The sequence below is a fragment of the Erythrobacter sp. JB3-1 genome, assembly GCF_057364995.1.
The window spans coordinates 2,817,574-2,838,871 of the sequence record NZ_CP200289.1 but is presented as its reverse complement, the minus strand read 5'-3'; the positions used below and the strand labels follow the sequence as shown (position 1 = coordinate 2,838,871).

Below are 21,298 nucleotides of genomic sequence, written 5' to 3'. Positions count from 1 at the left end.
TCCTCAAGCGAGTGCGGTAATCGCATTCGGAAAATCGGAAAGCCGGCATGCGCCATCCCCCTTGGCGATGCCGGCTTTTCTGCGTCTGGTTCCCCCATTGCCTCTGCAAAATCGGGGGATACGGGCCCATCTGCAGCAGCACCGCACTTATGAAGAATTGCGAAGTCAGTGTGCATTGATCACGCGGTGGCTTGTCGCTGACCGCGTGATTGCCTAACTGCATTCTCGCAATGACTTCGACCAACGATATTCGCCGCTCTTTTCTCGACTTTTTCGGGAATGCTGACCACGCTGAAGTGCCCAGTGCACCGCTGGTCCCTTATAATGACCCGACATTGATGTTCGTGAATGCCGGCATGGTGCCGTTCAAGAACGCATTTACGGGTCTGGAGACGCCGCCCGCACCGCGCGCCGCGTCATCGCAAAAGTGCGTGCGGGCCGGGGGCAAGCACAATGACCTCGATAATGTCGGCTACACTGCGCGGCATCACACCTTCTTTGAAATGCTCGGCAATTTCTCGTTTGGCGACTATTTCAAAGAGCAGGCCATCTTGAATGCTTGGACGCTGTTGACGAAGGAATGGGGCCTTCCCGCAGAGAAACTGACCGCGACAGTTTATCACACCGATGACCAAGCGTTCGATCTGTGGCGCAAAATTTCTGGCCTGCCAGAGGAACGGATCATTCGTATCCCGACCAACGACAACTTCTGGTCAATGGGTGACACAGGACCGTGCGGCCCGTGTTCGGAAATTTTCTATGATCACGGCGATCATATCGCAGGAGGCCCTCCGGGCAGCCCGGACGAAGACGGCGACCGTTTTGTTGAGATTTGGAATCTCGTCTTCATGCAGTTCGATCAAAAGGCGAGCGGCGAACGCACTGACCTACCGAGCCCGTCGATTGATACCGGCATGGGACTGGAACGCATCGCTGCCGTTATGCAGGGCGTGCACAACAATTACGACACCGACACGTTCAAAGCGCTGATCGCGGCCTCGCAGCAACTCACTGGCGTAGGCAGCGAAGGCGATACTGTCGCGAGCCACCGCGTGATCGCTGACCATCTGCGTTCGGTCAGTTTTCTGATGGCGGATGGTGTGCTGCCGTCGAACGAAGGGCGCGGGTATGTCCTACGCCGGATTATGCGCCGCGCTATGCGGCATGCGCATTTGCTCGGAGCGAGCGAGCCTCTGATGCACCGGCTTGTCCCGGCGCTGGTGACAGAGATGGGGCAAGCCTATCCAGAACTCACACGCGGACAGGCCTTGATTCAGGAAGTGCTCGAACGCGAGGAAACGCAGTTTCGCAAGACCTTGGACAAAGGCCTAAAGCTGCTCGATGAAGCGACAGGCACCATGAGCGAGGGCGGCGAACTCGACGGTGAGACCGCGTTCAAACTCTACGACACCTACGGCTTTCCCTATGACCTCACCGAAGACGCCTTGCGCGCGCGCGGGATCGGCGTTGACAGCGCAGGTTTCGAAGCGGCCATGGAGCGCCAAAAGGCAGCGGCTCGCGCCGCTTGGAAAGGCTCTGGCGACGCGGCCTCGGGCGAGGTCTGGTTCGACATCGCAGAGCGCGAAGGCGCGACTGAATTCACCGGCTACAACTCCACCTCGGGCGAAGGAACAGTGGTCGCGATTGTAAAAGACGGTGCAGAGGTTCAATCAGTCAAAGCTGGCGAAAGCGCCATCTTGCTGACCAATCAGACACCGTTTTATGGCGAAAGCGGCGGGCAAACCGGCGACACTGGTAACATCAGCACGCCGAGCGGATTTGCGGCTGAGGTCTCGGACACGGCGAAACCGCTAGGTCGCCTTCACGCGCACCAGATTAAGGTGACCGGAGGTGCAGTTTCCGTCGGCGACAATGTTCATCTCGAAGTGGATGATGTGCGGCGCGCGCAGGTGCGTTCAAATCACTCCGCAACCCACCTAGTCCACGCGGCACTCCGCAATCGGCTTGGCGGGCATGTGACGCAGAAAGGCTCGCTGGTCGCAGAGGACCGGTTGCGGTTTGATTTCTCGCATCCAAAGCCCTTGGAGGCTGAAGATATCGCTGTGATCGAGGCTGAGGTGAACGCCGAGATTAGAGCCAATGAGCCGGTCGGCACGCGGTTGATGAGCCCCGATGACGCGGTTGAAGCGGGAGCTTTGGCGTTGTTCGGCGAGAAGTATGGCGAAGAAGTGCGCGTGCTGTCCATGGGACGTGCGGGTTCGGAAGGGCGTTCCTTCTCCGTCGAACTGTGCGGCGGAACGCATGTTTCGGCGACTGGTGATATCGGCGTTTTCCGGATCATTTCTGAGAGCGCTGTGTCATCGGGCGTCCGCCGGATCGAAGCGTTGACTGGTGAGGCTGCGCGCAATTGGTTGGTCGAGCGTGAGGAAGCATTGAAGGTAGCGGCGAGTGCAATTCGCGCGGCGCCAGAGGAAGTGCCAGCGCGGGTTGCGGCGCTGCTCGATGAGCGCAAGCGGCTTGAGAAGGAACTCGCCGAGGCGAAGAAGGCGCTGGCACTTGGCGGAGGCGGTTCGGGTGGTGGCGGCCCGGCGACCTCAGATGAGGACGTTGGCGGTGTGACCTTCAGTGGTCAGGTGCTGGATGGCCTGAGCCCGAAGGAACTGCGCCCGCTGTTGGACGAAGCGAAGAGTCGACTTGGTTCCGGGATCGCAGCGGCGATTGCTGTCAACGATGGCCGGGCCGCAATTGCGGTCGCGGTGACCGACGATCTAACCGAGCGGTTTGACGCCACGGCTCTGGTGCGCGCTGGCGTGGAAGCGCTGGGCGGCAAGGGCGGTGGCGGTCGGCCTGACATGGCTCAGGGCGGCGGTCCCGATGGCAGCAAAGCGAGCGATGCTCTCGCTGCGGTGAAGGCGGCCATAGCCGGTTAAGACGCAGGTTAAGGCGCGCTGATTGAGGTGCGCAACTGCGGCTTGCTGGATAGCTTGCCGTCGCGCTCCAAACGCTCACGGAATTCGTCCCGCTTCTCATGGATAGAGGCGATAACCGGGCCCATCGCGATGCCGATATCGACGAGCACGGCTTCCGATAGCTGTAGCGAGCTTTCCAGGTTCTCCGGCACCGCATGACTGGCCCCGGCGCGGTATAGCGCTGCCGCGTGATCTGTATCGCGCGCGCGCGCAACGATCAGAAGGTCAGGATAACTCTTACGCAGTTTTGTGACCAAGCGCTGTGCTAGGACGGGCTCGTCCATTGTCAGCACGATCGCCGGTGCCTTCTCAATCCCGAGCCGGGAGAGCGCATCGCCGCGCGCCGCATCGCCAAAGGCGGAGCGGTAGCCATCTCGCGCGGCGCGTTCGATCAGGTCTGGGTCCGAATCGAGCGTCACATATGGCTGATTGTGCGTCACCAGCATATCCGCGATTAGGCGGCCGACACGGCCTGCACCGATGATGATGGTGCGCGCTTCGTCCTCGTCTTCATCCGGGAGCTCGGGCACCGGCTCCACCCGCCGCGCGATGACCCGGCCAAGTCGGGCGAGCAGCGGTGTGATGGTAAGGCCAATTGCGGTGACGATCTGCCAGAATTGCGCGGTCTCTGTGTCGACTACGAGAGCCGTGGTCGCGGCGGCCAAGACGATCAGCGTCGTCTCACTGGGGCTTGCCATCAGCACGCCGGTCTCTGCTGCGGTGCTCTTACGCGCGCCCATCAGACGCAGCAACACGCCTGTGACGATGGCTTTGAACACCAACACGCCGACCACTGCGAGCATGATCTCAGCGAGGTTCTGCCAAATCGTGGCGAGGTTGATGCTCATCCCGATCGTGATCAGGAACACGCCGAGCGCGAGGCCCTTGAAGGGCTCCATAATGCTCTCAACTTCGCCGTGATATTCGGTTTCGGCGATCAGCAGGCCCGCGATCAGCGCGCCAACGATGGGCGAAAGGCCCACCGCTGAGGTCGCGAGGCTGGCGCCGATGACGACCAGCAGTGAGGCGGCGAGGAACAACTCTGGACTCTTGGTGCGCGCGGCCTGCGAGAAGAGTCGGGGCAATGCGAAGCGGCCAATCACGAGCAGCGCAAGGATCAGAAGACCACCTTGCCACAGAGTGTCGGTAAGGCCGCTCCAACCTTCGGCCTGAGCATGCGGGGCAAGGGCGCCGAGGATGAAGGCGATCGGCACGATCATGATGTCTTCGAACAGCAGCATGGATAACGCCGCGCGGCCGACGGGCGACTTTGTGCCAGATATTGGCAGCACGATTGCGGTGGAGGAGAAGGCGAGGGCGAAGCCGAGTGCGAGCGCTCCGGTCCAGTCCATTCCGCTAACATAGCCGAAGAATGCGGCGGACGCAGAACCGATGATCAGCAGCTCTAGCGAGCCAAGGCCGAAGACCAGTTTTCGCAATTGCCACAGGCGGTTGAACGAGAGTTCTAACCCGATTGCGAACAGCAGCAGAATGATGCCGAAGTCGGCAAAGGGCGTTAATCGCTCCGGGTCTGATATCGTGACGTGTCTGAGGCTGGGTACGGCTTCGACCAGCGTGCCGAGGCCGTAGGGGCCAACCAAGACCCCGATCAATATGAAGCCAATGATCGGCGTGATGCGGAACCTGGCGAAGACCGGAATGACGATTCCGGCGGCGCCCAGGATGACCAAAGCATCCTTCATCATCGGTGAAAGGGAGAGTTCGCCCGCCATGTCAGCAGGCCAGAAGCGGCGCTATGGCATCACCAGCCATCTGCGCCGCTCCTGTATCAAGCAAGATCGAAATTACGACCAGTTCGCCATTTCCTTCTCTAGGTTCGTGACGATCGCCTCGAAGAACTGCTCTGTTGTCAGCCAGCTCTGGCTTGGACCGATAAGCAGTGCGAGATCCTTAGTCATCGCGCCGTTTTCGACGGTTTCGATGCAGACCCGCTCAAGCGTTTCAGCGAATTTCACGACTTCTGGTGTGTCGTCGAACTTGCCGCGATACATCAGGCCGCGTGTCCACGCGAAGATCGATGCGATCGGGTTGGTCGAGGTCGCTTTGCCTTGCTCATGCTGGCGGAAGTGACGGGTAACGGTGCCGTGTGCGGCCTCCGCTTCCACGGTCTTGCCATCAGGGGTCATCAATACGGAAGTCATCAGACCGAGTGAACCGAAGCCTTGAGCTACGGTGTCGGACTGAACATCGCCGTCATAGTTCTTACAAGCCCAAACGAACTTGCCGCTCCACTTGAGAGCAGAAGCGACCATGTCGTCGATCAGACGGTGTTCGTATGTGATGCCGGCTTCGCTGAATTTGGCAGCAAACTCATTGTCATAGACTTCTTCGAACAGGTCTTTGAAACGGCCATCATACTTCTTCATGATGGTGTTCTTGGTCGAGAGGTAGACCGGCCATTTGCGATCCAAGCCATAGTTCATGCAGGCGCGCGCAAAGTCGCGGATGCTGTCGTCAAGGTTGTACATCGCCATGGCGACGCCGGATGACTGGAACTCATAGACATCAAGGTCGATGTTTTGGCCATCTTCGCCTTCGAACACGAGGCGCAGCTTACCCGGACCCGGGATCAGCGTGTCGGTGGCGCGGTATTGGTCACCAAAGGCGTGACGGCCAACCACGATTGGGTCGGTCCAACCTGGGACCAGACGCGGGACGTTATCGATCACGATAGGCTCACGGAAGACAACGCCGCCCAGGATGTTGCGAATCGTGCCGTTTGGCGAGCGCCACATCTGCTTAAGGCTGAACTCTTCAACGCGGGCTTCATCAGGAGTGATGGTCGCGCATTTCACGCCAACGCCGTGTTCTTTGATCGCGTTCGCCGCATCGACGGTTATTTGGTCGTCGGTTTCGTCGCGCTTCTCAATTGAGAGATCGTAATACTTCAGGTCAACGTCGAGATACGGCAGGATCAGCCGTTCACGGATCCATTGCCATATGATCTTTGTCATTTCATCGCCGTCGAGTTCAACGACCGGGTTCTTGACCTGGATTTTTTGCATGGGAAGTGTCCCGTCCTTCATTGGATTTCGTGTGTTCGGATTGTGTTAGATAATCCCTGACCGCAGGCCTTAGCAGCTTTTGCCCATCCCTCAAGCGTCAGCATGCCCCTAAATGCCATTGTTTTGCGGGTTTTTGTGCCATTCACGGCTACCATCGGTTCATCGCGGCTAAGGCACGCTTGGAACTGATGGAACACAGTCTTGGTGCGAAAATTCAATCGATCACACGCTGCCTGTTTGATCGGATTTATCGATAAGTGGCGAGCGCACGGCATGGACGCTGCTATATCGCGCACTGAGAGGAGTAGGAAAGCGTTTGCTGCCCGCACTAAGGCCCGATTCCGCAACGATGCAAGTCGCCCGTAAACCCACGCAAACCCAATCTCAAACGCGCAAACAAAAACCCGCCGGGTAGGGCGGGTCTTCGTGGGTTTCGTGATGGTGGGCGTACCAAGATTTGAACTTGGGACCCCTGCAATGTCAATACAGTGCTCTACCCCTGAGCTATACGCCCGCACCATCAAGTTTGCCATGATTGCTCATAGCGGAGCGGCGCATTAACGCGGCTCTTTCAATCGTGCAAGCCATTAGCTTGCGCGCACGCCCAAATTCTAAAGGCTTGCCTCGCGCTGCTCTTCAAACACGCGCTCCACCTCGAGCACGAGATCGCGCAGGTGGAATGGTTTGGAAAGCACCTTGGCGTGGGGCTGTTCGCGGCTTGCGCGCAGTGTAACGGCGGCAAAACCCGTGATAAACATGACCTTAGTGCGCGGGCTGATCTCTGCGCAGCGCTGCGCCAGCTCAATCCCGTCCATTTCCGGCATGACAATGTCTGACAGAAGCAGGTCAAAATGCTCTTTTTCGAGCAATGGGACCGCTTCGGTTCCCCGATCCACCGTCGACACCTCATATCCGGCATTGGTCAATGCCCGCTTTAGGTAGGTGCGCATGGCTTCTTCATCCTCGGCGAGGAGGATCTTAGGGGAGGGGTTTGTCGTCATGCAGAATCCAATAGCACCGCGAGCTTAAGAAATCCTAGCGGAAGATGCGATTGCCCTGCTTTGAGACATGGCTCGTCGCATTTACTGTATTTGCGATGTTTTTGACTTGGCCCGCGAAAGCAGGCAGCAAACCTAAGGCTATGGTTTTCAGCAAACATCATCAGGACGATTCGCGCCGTGAAAGCGGCGGCAGGGTTGCGGGCGATGCCCATGGCCCTGCGTTCACTTTTACCGCGCCCAGCTCCATGCCATTGCCGGTTATCGTCGCTGCGCCGCACGGCGGGCGGGTATATCCATCCAAAGTGCTGGCGGAAATGCGCGATCCAGAGCTTTCGGCCCTGCGGTTGGAGGATCGCTATGTCGATTTGCTGGCGAGCCGTATTGCAAAGCAAACCGGCACGGGATTGATGGTGGCGCACGCGCCGCGCGCGATGCTGGACCTCAATCGCAGCCGAGAGGATGTCGATTGGGGTATGATCATCGGCGAGGATAAGCCGGTGGTGCGCAATTCTCAGGCTAATCGCCGCGCGCGCAGCGGGCTGGGCCTCGTCCCGCGCCGCTTGCCGGGGTTCGGTGAGATTTGGCGCAGCCCACTGACGCGCCGCGAACTTCAGCAGCGTATCGACAATATTCACCGGCCTTACCATGCGTTTTTGACCCAAGAGCTGGAGCGGATTCGCGATCGCTGGGGCGCGGCTCTGCTGGTCGATTTGCATTCCATGCCGCCGCTGCGCCGTCCGGATTCGCAGACCCGCGCTCCCAAAGTGGTGCTGGGCGACAGATTCGGCGCATCGTGCAATGGCGGTCTGATCGACCGCGCGTTCCGCTTTCTTGAGGGTCAGGGATATTCCGTTGCGCATAACCGGCCGTATGCGGGCGGATTTGTGCTCGACCGGCAATCATCGCCGGCGCGCGGTATCCATGCGGTACAAGTTGAAGTGTGCCGGTCCACCTATCTTGATGACCGGATGGCTGAACCCAGCGCTGGGCTAGGCCCGATGGCGAAAATGCTGGCCGGATTGGTGCGAGAACTGGGCGCGGAAACGGCGCGATTGGGCGATGATGGACGGTTTGCGCAAGCTGCCGAGTAAGCGCAGGCTCTGCCTGCTGAACTTTCGCTACCAAGCAATTGATTCCACATAAAAAACCACCCCGTGCAAAACTGCACGAGGTGGCCAAGGTTCAGGGAGGATCGCGCCATTTGGCGCGGTCTGTCAGCTCGGTCATGAGGGCAACCTTGCTGACACCAAATAAATAGGGCTTGGCAAAGGCTCGTTCAAGCCCCGGCCAAGCCCTGAGTGCTTCGTTAAGGAAGCTGCGTAGTGCGGATCAGTTGACCGCAGCTGGCGCAGGTGTTGGTTCAGGCATTTTGCCTTGTGCGGTTTGACGCTCAAACAGAGTGCGCATCAGGTTCAGCGAGAACAGGTGAGCGTGGATCAGCAAGATCATACCGTTCTTGTTCAGCGCCTCGAGAGTGTCCGCTGGCAATTCGCGTAGTTTCTTTTCGTCGACCATGCGGAAACCGCGGTAGACAAATGGATTGTCAGGCATGTCGTTGCGGGTGATCGCAATCTCGCCGTCCATCAAAATGTCGAGCTTTTTCAACTCTTCCAGGAAAGCGCGGGTGCGCTGGCCGGACTCTTCGAACTTGCTGCAGAAATCGAGCACGCTCTTGGTGTATTCGGTGGATTCACCCTTGTCGTCGAACAGCTCATTGCCTTCTTTGTTGTTGCCAACGACGCCAGAGCTTGGGTCGAAGCAGAGCGAAAGTTCTTCTGAACCTTCCTGCAGTTTGGCGAGCATAAAGGGATAGCGGCGCACGTAAGCTGGCACGTAATTGTCAGCCATCATCTTGCCGTCGTCACCGATGAAGGTGTTCACGCCTTCGTTAAGACCCATCAACGCAATCGGCAGTGGGTTTTCGCCAGCGGTAAACACAATCGGGTAAGAACGCTGGGCATCGACGAATTCGTCAACAGTCAGCGGGATTGCGTGAGTGTCGGCGAGGAAAGACGCATCGTCGAAAGGCTTTACCTTCCAATCCTTGTGCTCCTTGCTGTTAAGCGGGAGCAGGTCTTTGTAAAACAGTGGAAGCTGCGGCTGAGGCGCGCTGGCCATGAGGTTTCTCCGAAAATTACGGTGCTGAAAAATTTGGGCGACTGGATAGCAAGCTACAAGCCGAACGGGCCGCGCTTTAGGCGTTCATGCGCCCGCGCGCAAGCACGGTTCAATGATTGATGAGCAGCTTTCCCGGGTTGAACAGTGATTTGGGGTCGAGTGCCTGCTTTACACTGCGCATGATTGAGAGCGTGGCAGGATCGCTGAGTCGCTCCAATTCGTGCACCTTGAGCTGGCCGATGCCGTGTTCGGCGCTGATCGAGCCGCCCCATTCGCACACCATTTCATAGACGAAGCTGGAGATTTTCTTGCCTTCGGTCTCCTCCCATGTGCCCGGTGTGGCACCGCCGGGGGCGAGGACGTGAAAATGGACATTGCCGTCACCCAAATGGCCAAAGGCCGCCGCCGTGGTGCCCGCAAAGGCGCTTTCCACCGCCGGGATCGCCTTCAGGATAAACTCGGGCATTTTCTCCACCGGCACAGAGATGTCGTGCTGCATCGCGGGGCCAATGGCGCGCTCTGCAGCGGAAATCGAATCGCGCAAGAGCCAGAATTGCTCCGCCTGCGTTTCATTCGCGGCGATCACGGCATCTGTGAGCAGGTCTTTCTCAAAGGCATCGGCCATCACTGTCTCGACCCGATCGCGCAGGGCATCGGCGTCGTCTGCGGTCGAGACGAACTCGATCAGCGCATACCATGCATGGCTCTGGTTGAGCGGAGAGCGCGCATCCGGCAGATGATCGAGCACATTGATCATGCAGTGGTCGGGGATGACCTCAAACCCCTCCAGCGTGTCACACATCGCGCGGTCGACATGGCGCAGCAGGGTGCGAGCCGCGGTGATGCTGGGGAGGCCAGCCCACATCGCGATCCGGCCGTGATGTTCGGGCAGCAGGCGCAGATTGGCGGCAGTGACGATCCCCAGCGTGCCCTCTGACCCGATCAGCAATTGTTTGAGGTCAAACCCGCGATTGTCTTTCTTTAGCGCGGCCAGCCCGTCGAAAATCTCGCCATTCGGCAGCACCGCCTCCAGCCCGAGCACCTGAGCGCGCATCGTCCCATGCCGCAGCACTTGCGTACCGCCTGCATTGGTGGACACGAGCCCGCCGACGGTCGCAGAGCCTTTGCCGCCCAGCGTCAGGGGAAAGCGCATCTGTTTGGCCTCAGCCGCTTCGTGCAGATTTTGCAAGATCACACCCGCCTCGCACACGGTCTGACCAGCGTCGGCGTCCATGCTGCGGATATTGTTCATCCGGCGCAGCGACAGCAGAATGGCCGCGCCGCTCTCGTCCGGAGTTGCTCCGCCGCACATGCCGCTGTTTCCGCCTTGCGGAACGATGGGAATGGAATGCTGCACGCACAGTTTGACCAGCTCAGCGACTTCCTGGGTCGCGGCAGGCGAGGCGAGGGCAAGTGCCCGACCCGTGTAGCGCCCGCGCCAATCGGTCAGCCACGGCTCCAGCGCATCATTGTCCTGCGTGAAGCCTTTGGCCCCAAGCAATTGCGCCGCTGCCGCAAGGAATTCATGGTGGTTCGTCATTGCGCTCGCTATGCCACACAGCGGCGCAAATGCTCCAGAGTTTTGTAATCAAACTGCCAATCAATTAAGCCGCCATTCAATTCTAGCTGCTAAACGCGTCTCATCGAGCAAGCCCATAGGGGGTGAGCGACACTTTTTAGGAGGCCCAGACCATGCAAGGCATGCTCGCATTTGCGGCCCCAATTGCGTTGCCAATCACCTTGTTTGCCGCGCTCGCCTCGCAAAGTACTGGTGTTGCCAATGCAGCCCCTGCGCCGTTTTCGCCGGTTCCGGTCGAAACGCAGTCGCCCGATGTTGCTCCGTCCAATTCGCTAAGCGATGAGCAGAAGCCGCCGCTGGCGAAATCACAGGCAAAGGCGCGCAGCCAGCCTGACATTCCCGTGTCCGCCAATCCGCTGAACGCGTGGCAGCAGACGAACACCGTGCATCAGGTGCGCATTGAGCAGCGGGTGATTATCCGCATTTCGCCTCAGCGCCCGACCCGCGGCAATCAATTGCTCGCTGACCTCCCGCGCCAAGGCCTGAACACCCGCTATGAAGAGCGCAAGATGGACAAGTGCCTCGCGGTTGAACAGATCGCAGGCGTTCAAACCGGGCGGGGCAACCGCCTGCTGCTGTTCCTGCGCGACCGCCGGATCATCTCGCTCAACCTCGAAAAAGCCTGCCTCGCCCGAGAGTTCTACTCCGGCTTCTACGTCGAGAAGAACAAGGACGGAAAGCTGTGCGTTTCGCGTGATAAGCTGCAATCGCGCGCAGGTTCAAAATGCGAAGTTGAACGCATGCGGCAATTGGTGGCGGTAAAAGACTAGCCGCTGCATGGGATGCCGAGCGCAGCCATGCCCCGCATCCAAGCGCCCATTTTCTTGACTTTACGGCCAGTTTCGGCGATTGGCACGGCTCACCTTGAGCGAAGGGTTCGCACAAGGTTCTGACCGGCAGCGTGCTCGCTGCCCGCTATATCCGGAAAACACGCTTATAATGACTTTCGCCGATCTCGGCCTCTCACCTGAATTGCTCAAAGCCGTCGAAGACGCTGGCTACACTGAGCCCACCGCAATCCAAGCAGAGGCGATACCGCCCGTGCTGATGATGAAGGACATCATCGGCATTGCACAAACCGGCACGGGTAAAACCGCCAGTTTCGTGCTGCCCATGATCGATATCATGGCCAGTGGCCGCCGCCGCGCGCTGATGCCGCGCTCGCTTATTCTTGAGCCTACGCGCGAACTTGCCGCGCAAGTCGCAGAAAACTTCGAGAAGTATGGCAAGAACCACGACCTTAAAATGGCACTGCTCATCGGCGGCGTCCAAATGGGCGATCAGCTGAAGGCGCTGAACGAAGGCGTCGACGTTCTGATCGCGACCCCGGGCCGCCTGATGGACCTGTTTGAACGCGGCAAAATCCTGCTCAATGGCTGCGAATTGCTGGTCATTGATGAAGCGGACCGCATGCTCGACATGGGCTTTATCCCGGATATAGAGTTCATCTGTTCCAAACTGCCTGAAACGCGGCAAACCATGCTGTTTTCAGCGACCATGCCGCCGCCCATTGCCAAGCTGGCGAAGACATTCCTGTCTAATCCCAAGCGGATCGAGACGGCGCGCGCGGCGACCACCAACAAAGATATCACCGCCTTTAAGGTGCATGTTGAACAGCGCGCGAAGCTGTCGACGCTGCAATGGCTGCTGCGCAACGACCTCGTCGAAACCGCGATCGTGTTCTCGAACAAGAAAATGACCGTTCGCGAGCTCAACAAGAAATTGCAGAACGATGGTTTCCGCAGTGGGGAGATCCACGGCGACATCGATCAGAACACGCGCCAGAAAGAGTTGGAACGATTTAAATCAGGCGATATCAACATTTTGGTCGCCTCTGATGTAGCCGCACGCGGGCTCGATATCAAAGGCGTCAGCCACGTCTTCAACTATGACACGCCGTGGCATCCGGATGATTATGTCCACCGGATCGGCCGCACGGGCCGCGCCGGGGCAAAGGGCCGCGCGTTCACCTTTGTGACCAAATCCGATGCTGAGGCGATCGACAATGTCGAGAAGCTGACCAAGAACAAGATTGCGGTGTTCGGCAAAGACGACGTGCGGGTTGAGATCGCCGATCCAAAGGTATCGAAATCCTCCGATGATGATGGCGAACAGCCAGAGAAATCGGAAAAGCCCGCGCGCCGCTCTCGCTCAAAGAAGCGCGATGAAGATGGCGATACGCAGGACGCTCCGCGCGAAGCAAAGAAGGAGCGCAAACCGCGCCGCGCCCGCGAAGATCGCTCAGAGCGTGAAGAACGGCCTGAGCGCGCGGAAAAGCCCGAGAAACGCAGCCGAGGCGGACGCCGCCGCCGCGACGAGGACGATGAGCCAGTGCCAGCTGGCGAATGGAACGGTCCAAAGCCCGGTTTTCTCGACATGGGCTTTAAGGACTAAATTCTTTTCGGCTTAGGACGTCTAATCCCTCACACCGCAGGAGTCTGCCGCGAGTTCCGCGAGGAATGCTGCGCTTTCGTCCAATCTCAGGGCCACACCTGAGATGGCTTTGGTGCCTCCGAAAAAGGTCGGAATCTTGATCGGCTGTTTGAGGCGCAGGCTGCAATTGGGCGAGGACAGTATCGCGAGGTTGAGCACTTATTTGTTTTCCAACTCCTCGCTAGAGAAAGCAGCATGGTTGGAGGCAATTGAGCCGCGCGGAACCTCAAAATCATAAAGCATCCCGCTGCGCACGCGCACGCTGTCCTCCGTTAGCAAGACTGGATTGATGCGGAAGCTCTTGAGCAGCGCCATCGTCCAGATCACGCCCCAAACGCTCAGCGCCAGCAACACCCAAGCAATTGTCGGGTTCCACAGCATCAGCAGGAAGTGCACCACACTGAGTTCGATCAGTTGCAGCACCAGAAAGGTCGCTACCATAGGCGTGAGATAGGTGTGATAGGCGAAGGCGCGCGCTCCGGCGGGGACATCGACAGGCGCGCCCCAGCGCAGCAGGCCGAGGCTCAGCACTTTGCATTCGCTTACCACTTGTCTGACGAACGGCTTTGGCAAAACGCGTTCAAACCCGGCGATGATCGATCCGGTTTCGCGGTAGGTCGTAATGATCCGGACTGCGCACATCGTCAGATAGAGGGCGAGGGTGGCGCCAGCGGCGATCAGCACTTGCGGCAGGGCTAAGTATTCTGCGCGAACGGGCGCGGACGCCCCGACAAGGATCACAATGCTGGCGACCGCGATCACGCCGATCACTTGAAAGAACGCAGGCTTGTGATCCTCTGTCTTCGCCATCAATGCGAGCAGCAAGGCATCCGGGACGACCCATGCGAACAGAATGGCGGCCCAGCCAGAATTAGCCAATGCCCAAGGTGTGAAGGTGAGAAACCTGGCCAATGCGATGGCGGCCAAGGGGAGCAGCAGGAGCAGGCCGTTCGCTATTGGGCGAGGCAATGCGTGCATGGTCTGCTCCTTACGCTATTTGTTCGTTCAATAATCCACTGGCGAACCAGTGCCAATGCGATTGTGCGCATCAAGTGTTGCTATGAGCAAGAGGCGGCGTTTCCGCGTTTACTGATCCGTATCGGAAATTTGCTCAAGGTGGTGAGAAAGAAGGCCTAAGCACATGATCGGGCCTGTTCTTGCTTCCTGCGCGGGATCGACAATCAAGCCCAACGAGCCGGCAGGCAATTCGCCTTCAGTGATGCGCTGTTCCTCAGCCTCTATTGGAGCAATTTTCGCTCCGCGGACATCGCACTGCTCTGCTATTTCCAGAAATGGTTCAAGATAGTCTCGCGGACCTACACCCATTACCACTGGCTCATCTCCCGGATCGACTGAAAGTTCGAAATGGTTTGCTGGGAGATCGCATGAAGTCTCTTCGGAGTTGCCGTTAGCATCGTGTTTCAATGAAGTTGCCACAGGTGCTAGTTCGTCGCAGAGTTCTTCGGAAGATACCGGCAAAGGCAACGAAAAGCTTGGGAGTAGCCTTACAACCGTCATTTCCCCCGTACTTCCGGTGCAGGAAATTTCCCACCCATTCTTTGAGGCTATGCTCTTAATGAGCGCAATTTGCGGCGGCATTCCGGTGGCTAGCGTCGAATGCCTTGGCTCCACGCGTTTCATTAGATTTGAGCCGAGTTGAACAAAGGCAATTGCGCTGAGCCCAAAGAGGGCGAGGAGCCAAAATACAATTCTCATCGTTTTTGATTAACCCCCATTTCACAACGTCCGAAGATGGACCGGATCACCCAGCCAATTTCACAAAGCTGTCGAGCACGCGTTTTGTGCCGAAATCTTCGAACTCGATCTCCAGCTTGTTGCCTTCCTGATCGGTTACGCAGCCGGTTCCGAACTTCTCGTGGTGGACCATCGCGCCGATGGTGATGTCTAGCCGAGGTTTTGCGGCAAAGCTGGCGGCGGAGCGGGTGTTTTCGCGCATACGCTTTGGCTTGGTGTCATAGCCAGTGGAGAGCGCGCGCTGCCATCCGGGGCCGCGGTTTTCCGCTTTGCCGGGCTGTGTTTGCGCGACATGGGCGAAGGGGTCGTCTTGCTCGCTCCAATTGGCCTGCCACAGGGAGGCGCCGCCGGTCATGGTGGTTTCCTGATCGATGTGTTCGTCGGGCAATTCCTCGATAAAGCGCGAGGGGATGGAGCTGGTCCATTGGCCGTAAATCCGGCGGTTGGCGGCGTGGAAGATGTGGCATTTGCGCCGGGCGCGGGTGATCGCGACATAAGCGAGCCGGCGTTCCTCCTCCAGGCTGGCGAGGCCGCCTTCATCGAGTGAGCGCTGAGACGGGAACACGCCTTCTTCCCAGCCGACGCAGAACACATTGTCGAACTCCAGACCCTTGGCCCCGTGGATCGTCATGATCGTGATGGTGTCTTCATCGTCGCTGCGATCATTGTCCATCACCAGGCTGACATGCTCCAGGAAATCGCCGAGCGTTTCGTATTCCTCCATCGCGCGGGCGAGCTCTGAGAGGTTTTCCAGCCTGCCAGCGGCCTCTGGACTGCGCTCGTTTTGCAGCATGTCGTTATAGCCGGTTTCATCGAGCACCAGCCGCAGCAGATCGGCCGGTGTCAGCTCGTCGACGCTTTCACGCCAGCAGAGGAATTGCCGCATGAGCGCGCCAATGGTGTTCGCCGCGCGTGCGGGCAGCTCGTCACTGTCAGCCAAATCGAGCGAGGCGGCGGCCAGCGGCATGCCCGTGCGGCGCGCATGGCTGTGCATTTTCTCTAGCGTCTTTGCGCCAAGCCCGCGCTTGGGCTGGTTATAGATCCGCTCAAAGGCGAGGTCGTCTTGCGGCTGAGCAATGACGCGCAGATAGGCGAGGGCATCGCGAATTTCGGCGCGCTCATAGAAGCGGAAACCGCCGATGATGCGGTAGTTGATGCCGATCTGGATGAAGCGGTCTTCAAACTCGCGCGTCTGGTATTGCGCGCGCACCAGAATGGCGACCCGGTCCAGCGGTGCGCCTTCGCCCTCCAGACGTTCGATCTCTTCCCCGACTCGGCGGGCTTCTTCGGGCGCATCCCAGACGCCCACGACTTTTACTTTGTCGCCCGCGTTGACCTCTGTCCAAAGGGTCTTTTCGTGCCGCTCACTATTGGCGCGGATCAGGCCGGATGCGGCGCCCAGGATATGCGGGGTGGAGCGATAATTCTGCTCCAGCCGGACGACATGCGCGCCGGGAAAATCCTTCTCAAAACGCAGGATGTTGGCGACCTCCGCCCCGCGCCAGGAATAGATCGACTGGTCATCATCGCCGACGACGCAGATGTTCTTATGCTCCTGAGCCAGCAGACGCAGCCAGAGGTATTGGACCGCGTTGGTATCCTGATATTCGTCAACTAGGATGTATTTCCAGCGCCGCTGATAATCGGCCAGCACATCGTGATGCTTGCGGAAGATATTGAGGATGTGCAGCAGCAGATCGCCAAAATCGCACGCGTTTAGCGCGATCAGCCGGTCCTGATAGGCGCGGTACATCGCTTGCCCGCGGCCATTGGCAAAGGCCTCGCTATCCCCGGCATCGAGATCGCCGGGGTTCAGCCCGCGGTTCTTCCAGCGGTCGATTAGTCCCGCGAGCTGGCGCGCAGGCCAGCGCTTCTCGTCAATATCCTCGTCCCGGATCAGCTGTTTGAGCAAGCGCAGCCGATCGTCGGTATCGATGATGGTGTAATTCGATTGCAGGCCAACCAGCTCCGCATGGCGGCGCAGCATCTTGGCGCAGATCGAGTGGAACGTGCCGAGCCACGACATACCCTCAACGCTTTCGCCCAGATGGCGCGCGACCCGCTCACGCATCTCGCGCGCGGCCTTATTGGTAAAGGTCACACACAGGATTTGGCTGGGGTAGGCGCGCCGGGTCGCCACCAAATGCGCCAGCCGCGCGGTCAGCGCCGCCGTCTTGCCCGTGCCAGCCCCGGCCAGCATCAGCACCGGGCCTTCTGTCGTCAGCACAGCTTCACGCTGCGGCGCGTTTAATTGCGCGGCATAGGCCGGGATCGGCGCGCTACCGGGCGGGGGAGCATTGGCGGGTATGGCGTGGGGGTCTGTCATAATATTGCGGTGAACAAGTAGAGAACGTGATCGCCGCCCGCAAGCACGCAAATTGCTTCATGCACGTCTCTTCCTTGGGAGAATGTGCAAGTCCGCCGGAGTATTTGCGAGCCGCTATCAACCCACCGCGCTTTCGCCACGTATAACGCTTAGCCGTGCGCGGGATGCGCCGCGTGCTTCGCCAAAGCCTTCGCAAGGGGGCAAAGCCTCGTCATAAGGATGGGGCTTGCTCAAGAGGGGAACTCATACGGGCAAGCGGGTCGCGTTCGTGACGCTTGGGATCAATCTTTATGGAGAACCCCATGCGTAAGTCTTTTACTTTTCTAGCCAGTGCCGGCCTTATGGCACTAGCAATTCCAATTGGTTCAACCGCGTTGGCTCAGGACGAAGCAGCGCCCGCCACATCCACCGATATGACACCCGATCAAACGGCTGCTTATGACAGCCGGCCGCCTGATCAGCAGGCCGCCTATGACACATGGCCGATGGAAACACGCGGATATTACTGGACTCTCTCGCCTGATCGTCAGGAGCTTTTCTGGCGCCTGTCGGACGAGGATCGTGTGCTGATCACCTCCATGAGCGGACCGGACCGCGAATCGACATGGCAGGTTATTGAAGCCCGCGCAGCCGGTGCAGCGGAGCCTGCACCAGCCCCCGAAGGTGAACCGGCAGACATGCCGCCACCAGAAGGCGGTGAGTAAGGTGTGATCGGCTAAATACGGCCGATCATATCAATCGAAGCGAGCGGTGGGCGGTGCAGCGTCCTCTGCCTGGGATGAATTTGCGCGAAACAGAACAAGTTTGCCTTTGCCGACCCGCCGTTCCGCTTCGATTTCCAAACCCTTGAGCGAACCTTTGATCGAGACGTCCTCTTTGGCCGCCACTTCCAATGCGATCCATGTGGCTGGGCCAATCCAATTGAGACGCTGAAACCGGTCAAGCGCGACCATTCCCGCTCCGGTGAAATAGGGCGGGTCCATTAATATCAGATCATAGGGCGCACGCGCCGGGCCAAGGCTCATGACAGAGCCGCCTTGCACATCGGCGCGGTCTTTGGCGCTAAGTGCTGCGATATTGGCGCGAAGCGTGGCGAGCGCCGCGCGGTCTTGCTCCACGAACAGGCAATGCGCCGCTCCGCGAGAGAGAGCCTCTAGGCCCAATGCGCCGGACCCTGCGAACAGGTCTGCCACGCGCAGGTCTTCAAAGCTGCCGAGACGGCTGTGCAGCATGCTGAACAATGTCTCACGCGTCCGGTCCGCCGTTGGCCGGGTCGCATCGCCTTTCGGGGCGGCAACTTTGCGTCCGCGCCATTCACCTGCAATGATCCTCATTGGCCTTGATTGTCCTGCTTATTTTGCTTGCGGGCCTGTTTCAGAGTGCTGACAAACCGGTCAAGATCGCCCTTGCGAATGCGCACGGCCTGGCCGCGTCCCAGATCCGCCAGCTCAAACGGGCCGTAAGCGGTGCGGATCAGACGGCTGACCTCTAGCCCCAGATATTCCAGCACCCGGCGAACTTCGCGGTTTTTGCCCTCGGTGATGGTCATTTCGATCCACTGATTGCGGCCGCCGCCTTTCCCCCCGTGTTCTTTGTTCGCATTGATGGAGCCGTACCGCACGCCGTCGATCTCAATACCCTCGGCCAAGGCCTCGAGTTGTTCCTGCGACACATCGCCGAATGCGCGGGCGCGATAGGTGCGCGGGATGCCGCTTGCGGGCAGCTCCATTTGCCGCTTCAGCCCGCCATCATTGGTGAGCAGCAGCAAGCCTTCGGTGTTCAGATCGAGCCTGCCGATTGGCATCAATCGCGGTGTACCCTTGGGCAGAGCATTGATCAGCGCATCATAGATTGTTGCGCGGCCCGTAAAATCACGCTCTGCCGTCAGCAGGCCGGTCGGCTTGTGAAAGGCATAGAGCTGAGATGGCTCAATTGGGCCGACGGCTTTCCCATCGACGGCGACACCGCGCAGGTTGGTGAGGAAGGTCGCGGGCGTCTCCACCGGCTTCCCATTCAGAGTGATACGGCGATCATCGATCATCCGCTCGATCTCGCGGCGGCTGGCGATGCCTGCGCGCGCCAGCAGCTTGGCAATGCGGTCGCCCTCTGGGCGGTCTGCAGACCTCGACGTATTGGGGTGCGTTTTGGGAGAGTTTGTCATGACTGGCCCGCGCCTAGGCTCTCCGACGGCGTCGCGCAACAACCTCGCGAGGTGCGCGCTCGCCTAAAGCTCGCCGATCAAGAACGCTGTGACGGATAGGCGGCTGTCATCTGGCAGCGGTGAGCCTGGAGAAAGTGCCTCAGGCGGGTTAGGAATGTGGCCGGAATGGAGGCGGCATCCGCGATAGAGGATCAGCCGGTCTGGTTTCGCCTCAACCTCGCCGATCATTTCATAACGGTTGCTATCGCCGTGGTGATAGCTTGGGGGCGGTGCGCCAAATTCTGCATCATCCTCGGCCAGGCCCTGCTTGTACGCCGGCACCCTCTCTGCCGATACAGTCTCAAACGCCGTGCGCCGGTGGCGATAAAAGCTTGTCCCGCCTTGGTCTGAGCCTTGAGTGTACTGAACCAACGCAATCAGATTGGGCTCTGTGCCGTCATAATGCGGAATACGCTGAGGCGGGGAAAGCTTACTGGGCGGAGTGGTGACAATAGAAAAGGCGCAGCTTTCGATGGTGATTTGCTTGGTAAGGCCAAATTCTCGGGCGAATGCTTCAGAGAGGACTTGTCCCTTGGAGCCAAGGTAGTTTGGATCAAGTGGACTGCGGATACCGGGATAGCCCTGAGCTGGCGCATAGCTCGCCCGGCGCCCGACAGTGATCAGGCGCTCTAATTCGTCGGAGAAGCCATCAATCACCACCACCGGCTCGGCCTCTTTACCAAAGCGGCGCACGTCGTAGCTTTTCTGAGAATTGAGGGCGTCCATATCGGGGAGCTTTATGCGCTCTGCGCCATGGCCGCTGCGATGGATTCGTCAAAGCGCGCAATGCCGCCTTCCAGCGTGCCAAGTGTGAGGTGGTCGATCGCGCCGCTTTCGAGGCCCTGTTGGCCCAGCTCTGCCGCGCGGAAATCTTCGCTGGCGAACACGCCGCCATCCAGCAGATCCCAGCTGCGCTCCCAATGGCTGCGCGCTTTATCGGTCTGCGGTTCCTCCGGGATCAGCATGAAGTCCTCAACCAGAGTATGATTGTGAGCGCTGGGCATCAGCACCATGACATTCACATAGTCAGGGCTGGGCACGATGATTGTCGCGGGCAGCAGTTGGTAGGCAAAGGTAACGACCTGACGCAGCTGCGTCATATCCTCAAAACCCAGCCCCTCCATCTCCTCCAGCCGCCCCACGGCAGAGCGTTGATGCGGGCCGATATTGTCGCCGCTGGTCACGCCATCCTTAAAGAAGGGGCCAATCGTGTTCGCATGCAGCCGGGTGACATGATAGCTTTCGAGGAAGGCATCCATGATGAGCTTCCAATTGCCCGCGACCGAATGGGTCTTGCGGCGGAACAGATGGGCCTGATCCATGCCAAAGGCAGTAAAGTCCTCGCTCAATGTCTTCGCGTGGCTGAAGTCTGCGTCCGTCTGGGCCGCAAACCAGATCAGCCCGCCTGCCTCAAAGGAGGGAAGCTCAGCCAAGCCGTGCTCGCTCTTATCAAAACCCGGAAATGTCTCTGCGCGGGGTAGGGCAAGCAGTTCCCCATCCAGCTTATAAGTCCATGCGTGATAAGGGCACACCAGACGGCTGGCGCATTGCACTTCATCACCCTCTACCAGGCGCGTGCCCCGGTGACGGCAGACATTGAGGAACACATGCACTGTGCCGCTCGCATCGCGGGTGATCAGCAAAGGACGGCCCGTGCCATCATGCGGCACTGACATTCCCGGCTCTGGCAACAAAGCAGAGGGCGCGAGCACTTGCGGGAGGCGGTCAAACAGCGCCGCTTTCTCCGCTGCGAAATGCGCTGGATCGGTGTAGAGGCTCGCAGGGAGCGTCTTGATCCCGTCTTTTGGCCGCGTGCCGCCCGCCTTGATTTGCTCGGCCAGGGCCAATTGACCCGCCGTCGGGCGTAGGATTTGGGCCGGATCATCCACCAAAGGTGTTGATGGCGTTGTTGGCGCGTTCATCGAAGCGT

The 21,298-nt window shown here is 59.1% G+C and carries 17 protein-coding genes and 1 tRNA gene; 5 read left to right on the top strand and 13 right to left on the bottom strand.

What is annotated here, in order from left to right:
• Window positions 1-230 precede the first annotated feature (230 nt).
• Window positions 231-2,891 carry an alanine--tRNA ligase gene (gene alaS / locus AC0V6M_RS13520; protein WP_486139319.1) on the top strand — a complete coding sequence of 887 codons (2,661 nt, stop codon included), beginning with the start codon at window positions 231-233 and terminating at the stop codon, window positions 2,889-2,891.
• Between the two features lie 8 nt (window positions 2,892-2,899).
• Here alaS and AC0V6M_RS13515 read toward each other — a convergent pair whose 3' ends face one another.
• From AC0V6M_RS13515 to cpdR, 4 genes are all read right to left on the bottom strand, one after another.
• Entirely contained in the window at window positions 2,900-4,663 is a 1,764-nt protein-coding gene (locus AC0V6M_RS13515) for a cation:proton antiporter domain-containing protein (RefSeq protein ID WP_486139318.1), read from the bottom strand.
• 72 nt (window positions 4,664-4,735) lie between these two features.
• Complete coding sequence (locus AC0V6M_RS13510; RefSeq protein WP_486139317.1) at window positions 4,736-5,956, bottom strand: NADP-dependent isocitrate dehydrogenase; 1,221 nt, start codon at window positions 5,954-5,956, stop codon at window positions 4,736-4,738.
• A 439-nt stretch (window positions 5,957-6,395) separates the two neighbouring features.
• Window positions 6,396-6,470 (bottom strand) — tRNA-Val (locus AC0V6M_RS13505).
• Window positions 6,471-6,567: 97 nt separating this feature from the next.
• The gene (gene cpdR / locus AC0V6M_RS13500; protein ID WP_486139316.1) at window positions 6,568-6,957 is read right to left on the bottom strand and encodes a cell cycle two-component system response regulator CpdR; all 390 of its coding nucleotides are present in this window, start codon (window positions 6,955-6,957) and stop codon (window positions 6,568-6,570) included.
• Window positions 6,958-7,097: 140 nt separating this feature from the next.
• On the opposite strand from cpdR, the gene AC0V6M_RS13495 reads away from it, so the two are divergent.
• Window positions 7,098-8,048 carry an N-formylglutamate amidohydrolase gene (locus tag AC0V6M_RS13495; protein WP_486139315.1) on the top strand — a complete coding sequence of 317 codons (951 nt, stop codon included), beginning with the start codon at window positions 7,098-7,100 and terminating at the stop codon, window positions 8,046-8,048.
• A gap of 238 nt (window positions 8,049-8,286) precedes the next feature.
• Here the strand turns inward: AC0V6M_RS13495 and AC0V6M_RS13490 are convergent, their stop codons facing one another.
• Both AC0V6M_RS13490 and AC0V6M_RS13485 read right to left on the bottom strand, forming a co-directional pair.
• Entirely contained in the window at window positions 8,287-9,075 is a 789-nt protein-coding gene (locus AC0V6M_RS13490) for a SapC family protein (RefSeq protein ID WP_486139314.1), read from the bottom strand.
• 109 nt (window positions 9,076-9,184) lie between these two features.
• Window positions 9,185-10,615 carry an FAD-binding oxidoreductase gene (locus AC0V6M_RS13485; RefSeq protein WP_486139313.1) on the bottom strand — a complete coding sequence of 477 codons (1,431 nt, stop codon included), beginning with the start codon at window positions 10,613-10,615 and terminating at the stop codon, window positions 9,185-9,187.
• A gap of 152 nt (window positions 10,616-10,767) precedes the next feature.
• On the opposite strand from AC0V6M_RS13485, the gene AC0V6M_RS13480 reads away from it, so the two are divergent.
• Both AC0V6M_RS13480 and AC0V6M_RS13475 read left to right on the top strand, forming a co-directional pair.
• Complete coding sequence (locus AC0V6M_RS13480; protein WP_486139312.1) at window positions 10,768-11,424, top strand: hypothetical protein; 657 nt, start codon at window positions 10,768-10,770, stop codon at window positions 11,422-11,424.
• Window positions 11,425-11,593: 169 nt separating this feature from the next.
• The gene (locus AC0V6M_RS13475; protein WP_486139311.1) at window positions 11,594-13,048 is read left to right on the top strand and encodes a DEAD/DEAH box helicase; all 1,455 of its coding nucleotides are present in this window, start codon (window positions 11,594-11,596) and stop codon (window positions 13,046-13,048) included.
• Window positions 13,049-13,246: 198 nt separating this feature from the next.
• Here AC0V6M_RS13475 and AC0V6M_RS13470 read toward each other — a convergent pair whose 3' ends face one another.
• The 3 genes from AC0V6M_RS13470 to AC0V6M_RS13460 form a co-directional block, all read right to left on the bottom strand.
• Window positions 13,247-14,065 (bottom strand): hypothetical protein, encoded by an 819-nt coding sequence (locus AC0V6M_RS13470; RefSeq protein WP_486139310.1) that lies wholly within the window; start codon window positions 14,063-14,065, stop codon window positions 13,247-13,249.
• Between the two features lie 108 nt (window positions 14,066-14,173).
• Window positions 14,174-14,803, bottom strand: a complete 630-nt coding sequence (locus AC0V6M_RS13465; protein ID WP_486139309.1) for a hypothetical protein — start codon at window positions 14,801-14,803, stop codon at window positions 14,174-14,176.
• A gap of 46 nt (window positions 14,804-14,849) precedes the next feature.
• Window positions 14,850-17,168, bottom strand: coding sequence for an ATP-dependent helicase (locus tag AC0V6M_RS13460; RefSeq protein WP_486139308.1), 2,319 nt, complete (start codon window positions 17,166-17,168; stop codon window positions 14,850-14,852).
• A 302-nt stretch (window positions 17,169-17,470) separates the two neighbouring features.
• Here AC0V6M_RS13460 and AC0V6M_RS13455 point away from each other — a divergent pair, with 302 nt between their 5' ends.
• Window positions 17,471-17,872 carry a hypothetical protein gene (locus AC0V6M_RS13455; protein WP_486139307.1) on the top strand — a complete coding sequence of 134 codons (402 nt, stop codon included), beginning with the start codon at window positions 17,471-17,473 and terminating at the stop codon, window positions 17,870-17,872.
• Window positions 17,873-17,902: 30 nt separating this feature from the next.
• Here AC0V6M_RS13455 and rsmD read toward each other — a convergent pair whose 3' ends face one another.
• From rsmD to AC0V6M_RS13435, 4 genes are all read right to left on the bottom strand, one after another.
• Entirely contained in the window at window positions 17,903-18,502 is a 600-nt protein-coding gene (gene rsmD, locus AC0V6M_RS13450) for a 16S rRNA (guanine(966)-N(2))-methyltransferase RsmD (protein WP_486139306.1), read from the bottom strand.
• Window positions 18,499-19,329 (bottom strand): pseudouridine synthase, encoded by an 831-nt coding sequence (locus AC0V6M_RS13445; protein ID WP_486139305.1) that lies wholly within the window; start codon window positions 19,327-19,329, stop codon window positions 18,499-18,501. The genes rsmD and AC0V6M_RS13445 overlap by 4 nt, the downstream gene beginning before the upstream one ends.
• A gap of 63 nt (window positions 19,330-19,392) precedes the next feature.
• Entirely contained in the window at window positions 19,393-20,094 is a 702-nt protein-coding gene (locus AC0V6M_RS13440; protein ID WP_486139304.1) for a DUF6445 family protein, read from the bottom strand.
• Between the two features lie 11 nt (window positions 20,095-20,105).
• Window positions 20,106-21,290 carry an aromatic ring-hydroxylating oxygenase subunit alpha gene (locus AC0V6M_RS13435; protein ID WP_486139303.1) on the bottom strand — a complete coding sequence of 395 codons (1,185 nt, stop codon included), beginning with the start codon at window positions 21,288-21,290 and terminating at the stop codon, window positions 20,106-20,108.
• Between the last annotated feature and the right edge of the window lie 8 nt (window positions 21,291-21,298).

Coding starts and splice junctions, on each gene's coding strand:
- AC0V6M_RS13495 (WP_486139315.1), top strand. CDS start 7,098: ATGGTTTTCAGCAAACATCATCAGGACGATTCGCGCCGTGAAAGCGGC.
- AC0V6M_RS13460 (WP_486139308.1), bottom strand. CDS start 17,168: ATGACAGACCCCCACGCCATACCCGCCAATGCTCCCCCGCCCGGTAGC.
- cpdR (WP_486139316.1), bottom strand. CDS start 6,957: ATGACGACAAACCCCTCCCCTAAGATCCTCCTCGCCGAGGATGAAGAA.
- rsmD (WP_486139306.1), bottom strand. CDS start 18,502: ATGAGGATCATTGCAGGTGAATGGCGCGGACGCAAAGTTGCCGCCCCG.
- AC0V6M_RS13515 (WP_486139318.1), bottom strand. CDS start 4,663: ATGGCGGGCGAACTCTCCCTTTCACCGATGATGAAGGATGCTTTGGTC.
- AC0V6M_RS13480 (WP_486139312.1), top strand. CDS start 10,768: ATGCAAGGCATGCTCGCATTTGCGGCCCCAATTGCGTTGCCAATCACC.
- AC0V6M_RS13440 (WP_486139304.1), bottom strand. CDS start 20,094: ATGGACGCCCTCAATTCTCAGAAAAGCTACGACGTGCGCCGCTTTGGT.
- AC0V6M_RS13435 (WP_486139303.1), bottom strand. CDS start 21,290: ATGAACGCGCCAACAACGCCATCAACACCTTTGGTGGATGATCCGGCC.
- AC0V6M_RS13485 (WP_486139313.1), bottom strand. CDS start 10,615: ATGACGAACCACCATGAATTCCTTGCGGCAGCGGCGCAATTGCTTGGG.
- AC0V6M_RS13470 (WP_486139310.1), bottom strand. CDS start 14,065: ATGCACGCATTGCCTCGCCCAATAGCGAACGGCCTGCTCCTGCTGCTC.
- AC0V6M_RS13490 (WP_486139314.1), bottom strand. CDS start 9,075: ATGGCCAGCGCGCCTCAGCCGCAGCTTCCACTGTTTTACAAAGACCTG.
- AC0V6M_RS13510 (WP_486139317.1), bottom strand. CDS start 5,956: ATGCAAAAAATCCAGGTCAAGAACCCGGTCGTTGAACTCGACGGCGAT.
- AC0V6M_RS13445 (WP_486139305.1), bottom strand. CDS start 19,329: ATGACAAACTCTCCCAAAACGCACCCCAATACGTCGAGGTCTGCAGAC.
- AC0V6M_RS13455 (WP_486139307.1), top strand. CDS start 17,471: ATGCGTAAGTCTTTTACTTTTCTAGCCAGTGCCGGCCTTATGGCACTA.
- AC0V6M_RS13475 (WP_486139311.1), top strand. CDS start 11,594: ATGACTTTCGCCGATCTCGGCCTCTCACCTGAATTGCTCAAAGCCGTC.
- alaS (WP_486139319.1), top strand. CDS start 231: ATGACTTCGACCAACGATATTCGCCGCTCTTTTCTCGACTTTTTCGGG.
- AC0V6M_RS13465 (WP_486139309.1), bottom strand. CDS start 14,803: ATGAGAATTGTATTTTGGCTCCTCGCCCTCTTTGGGCTCAGCGCAATT.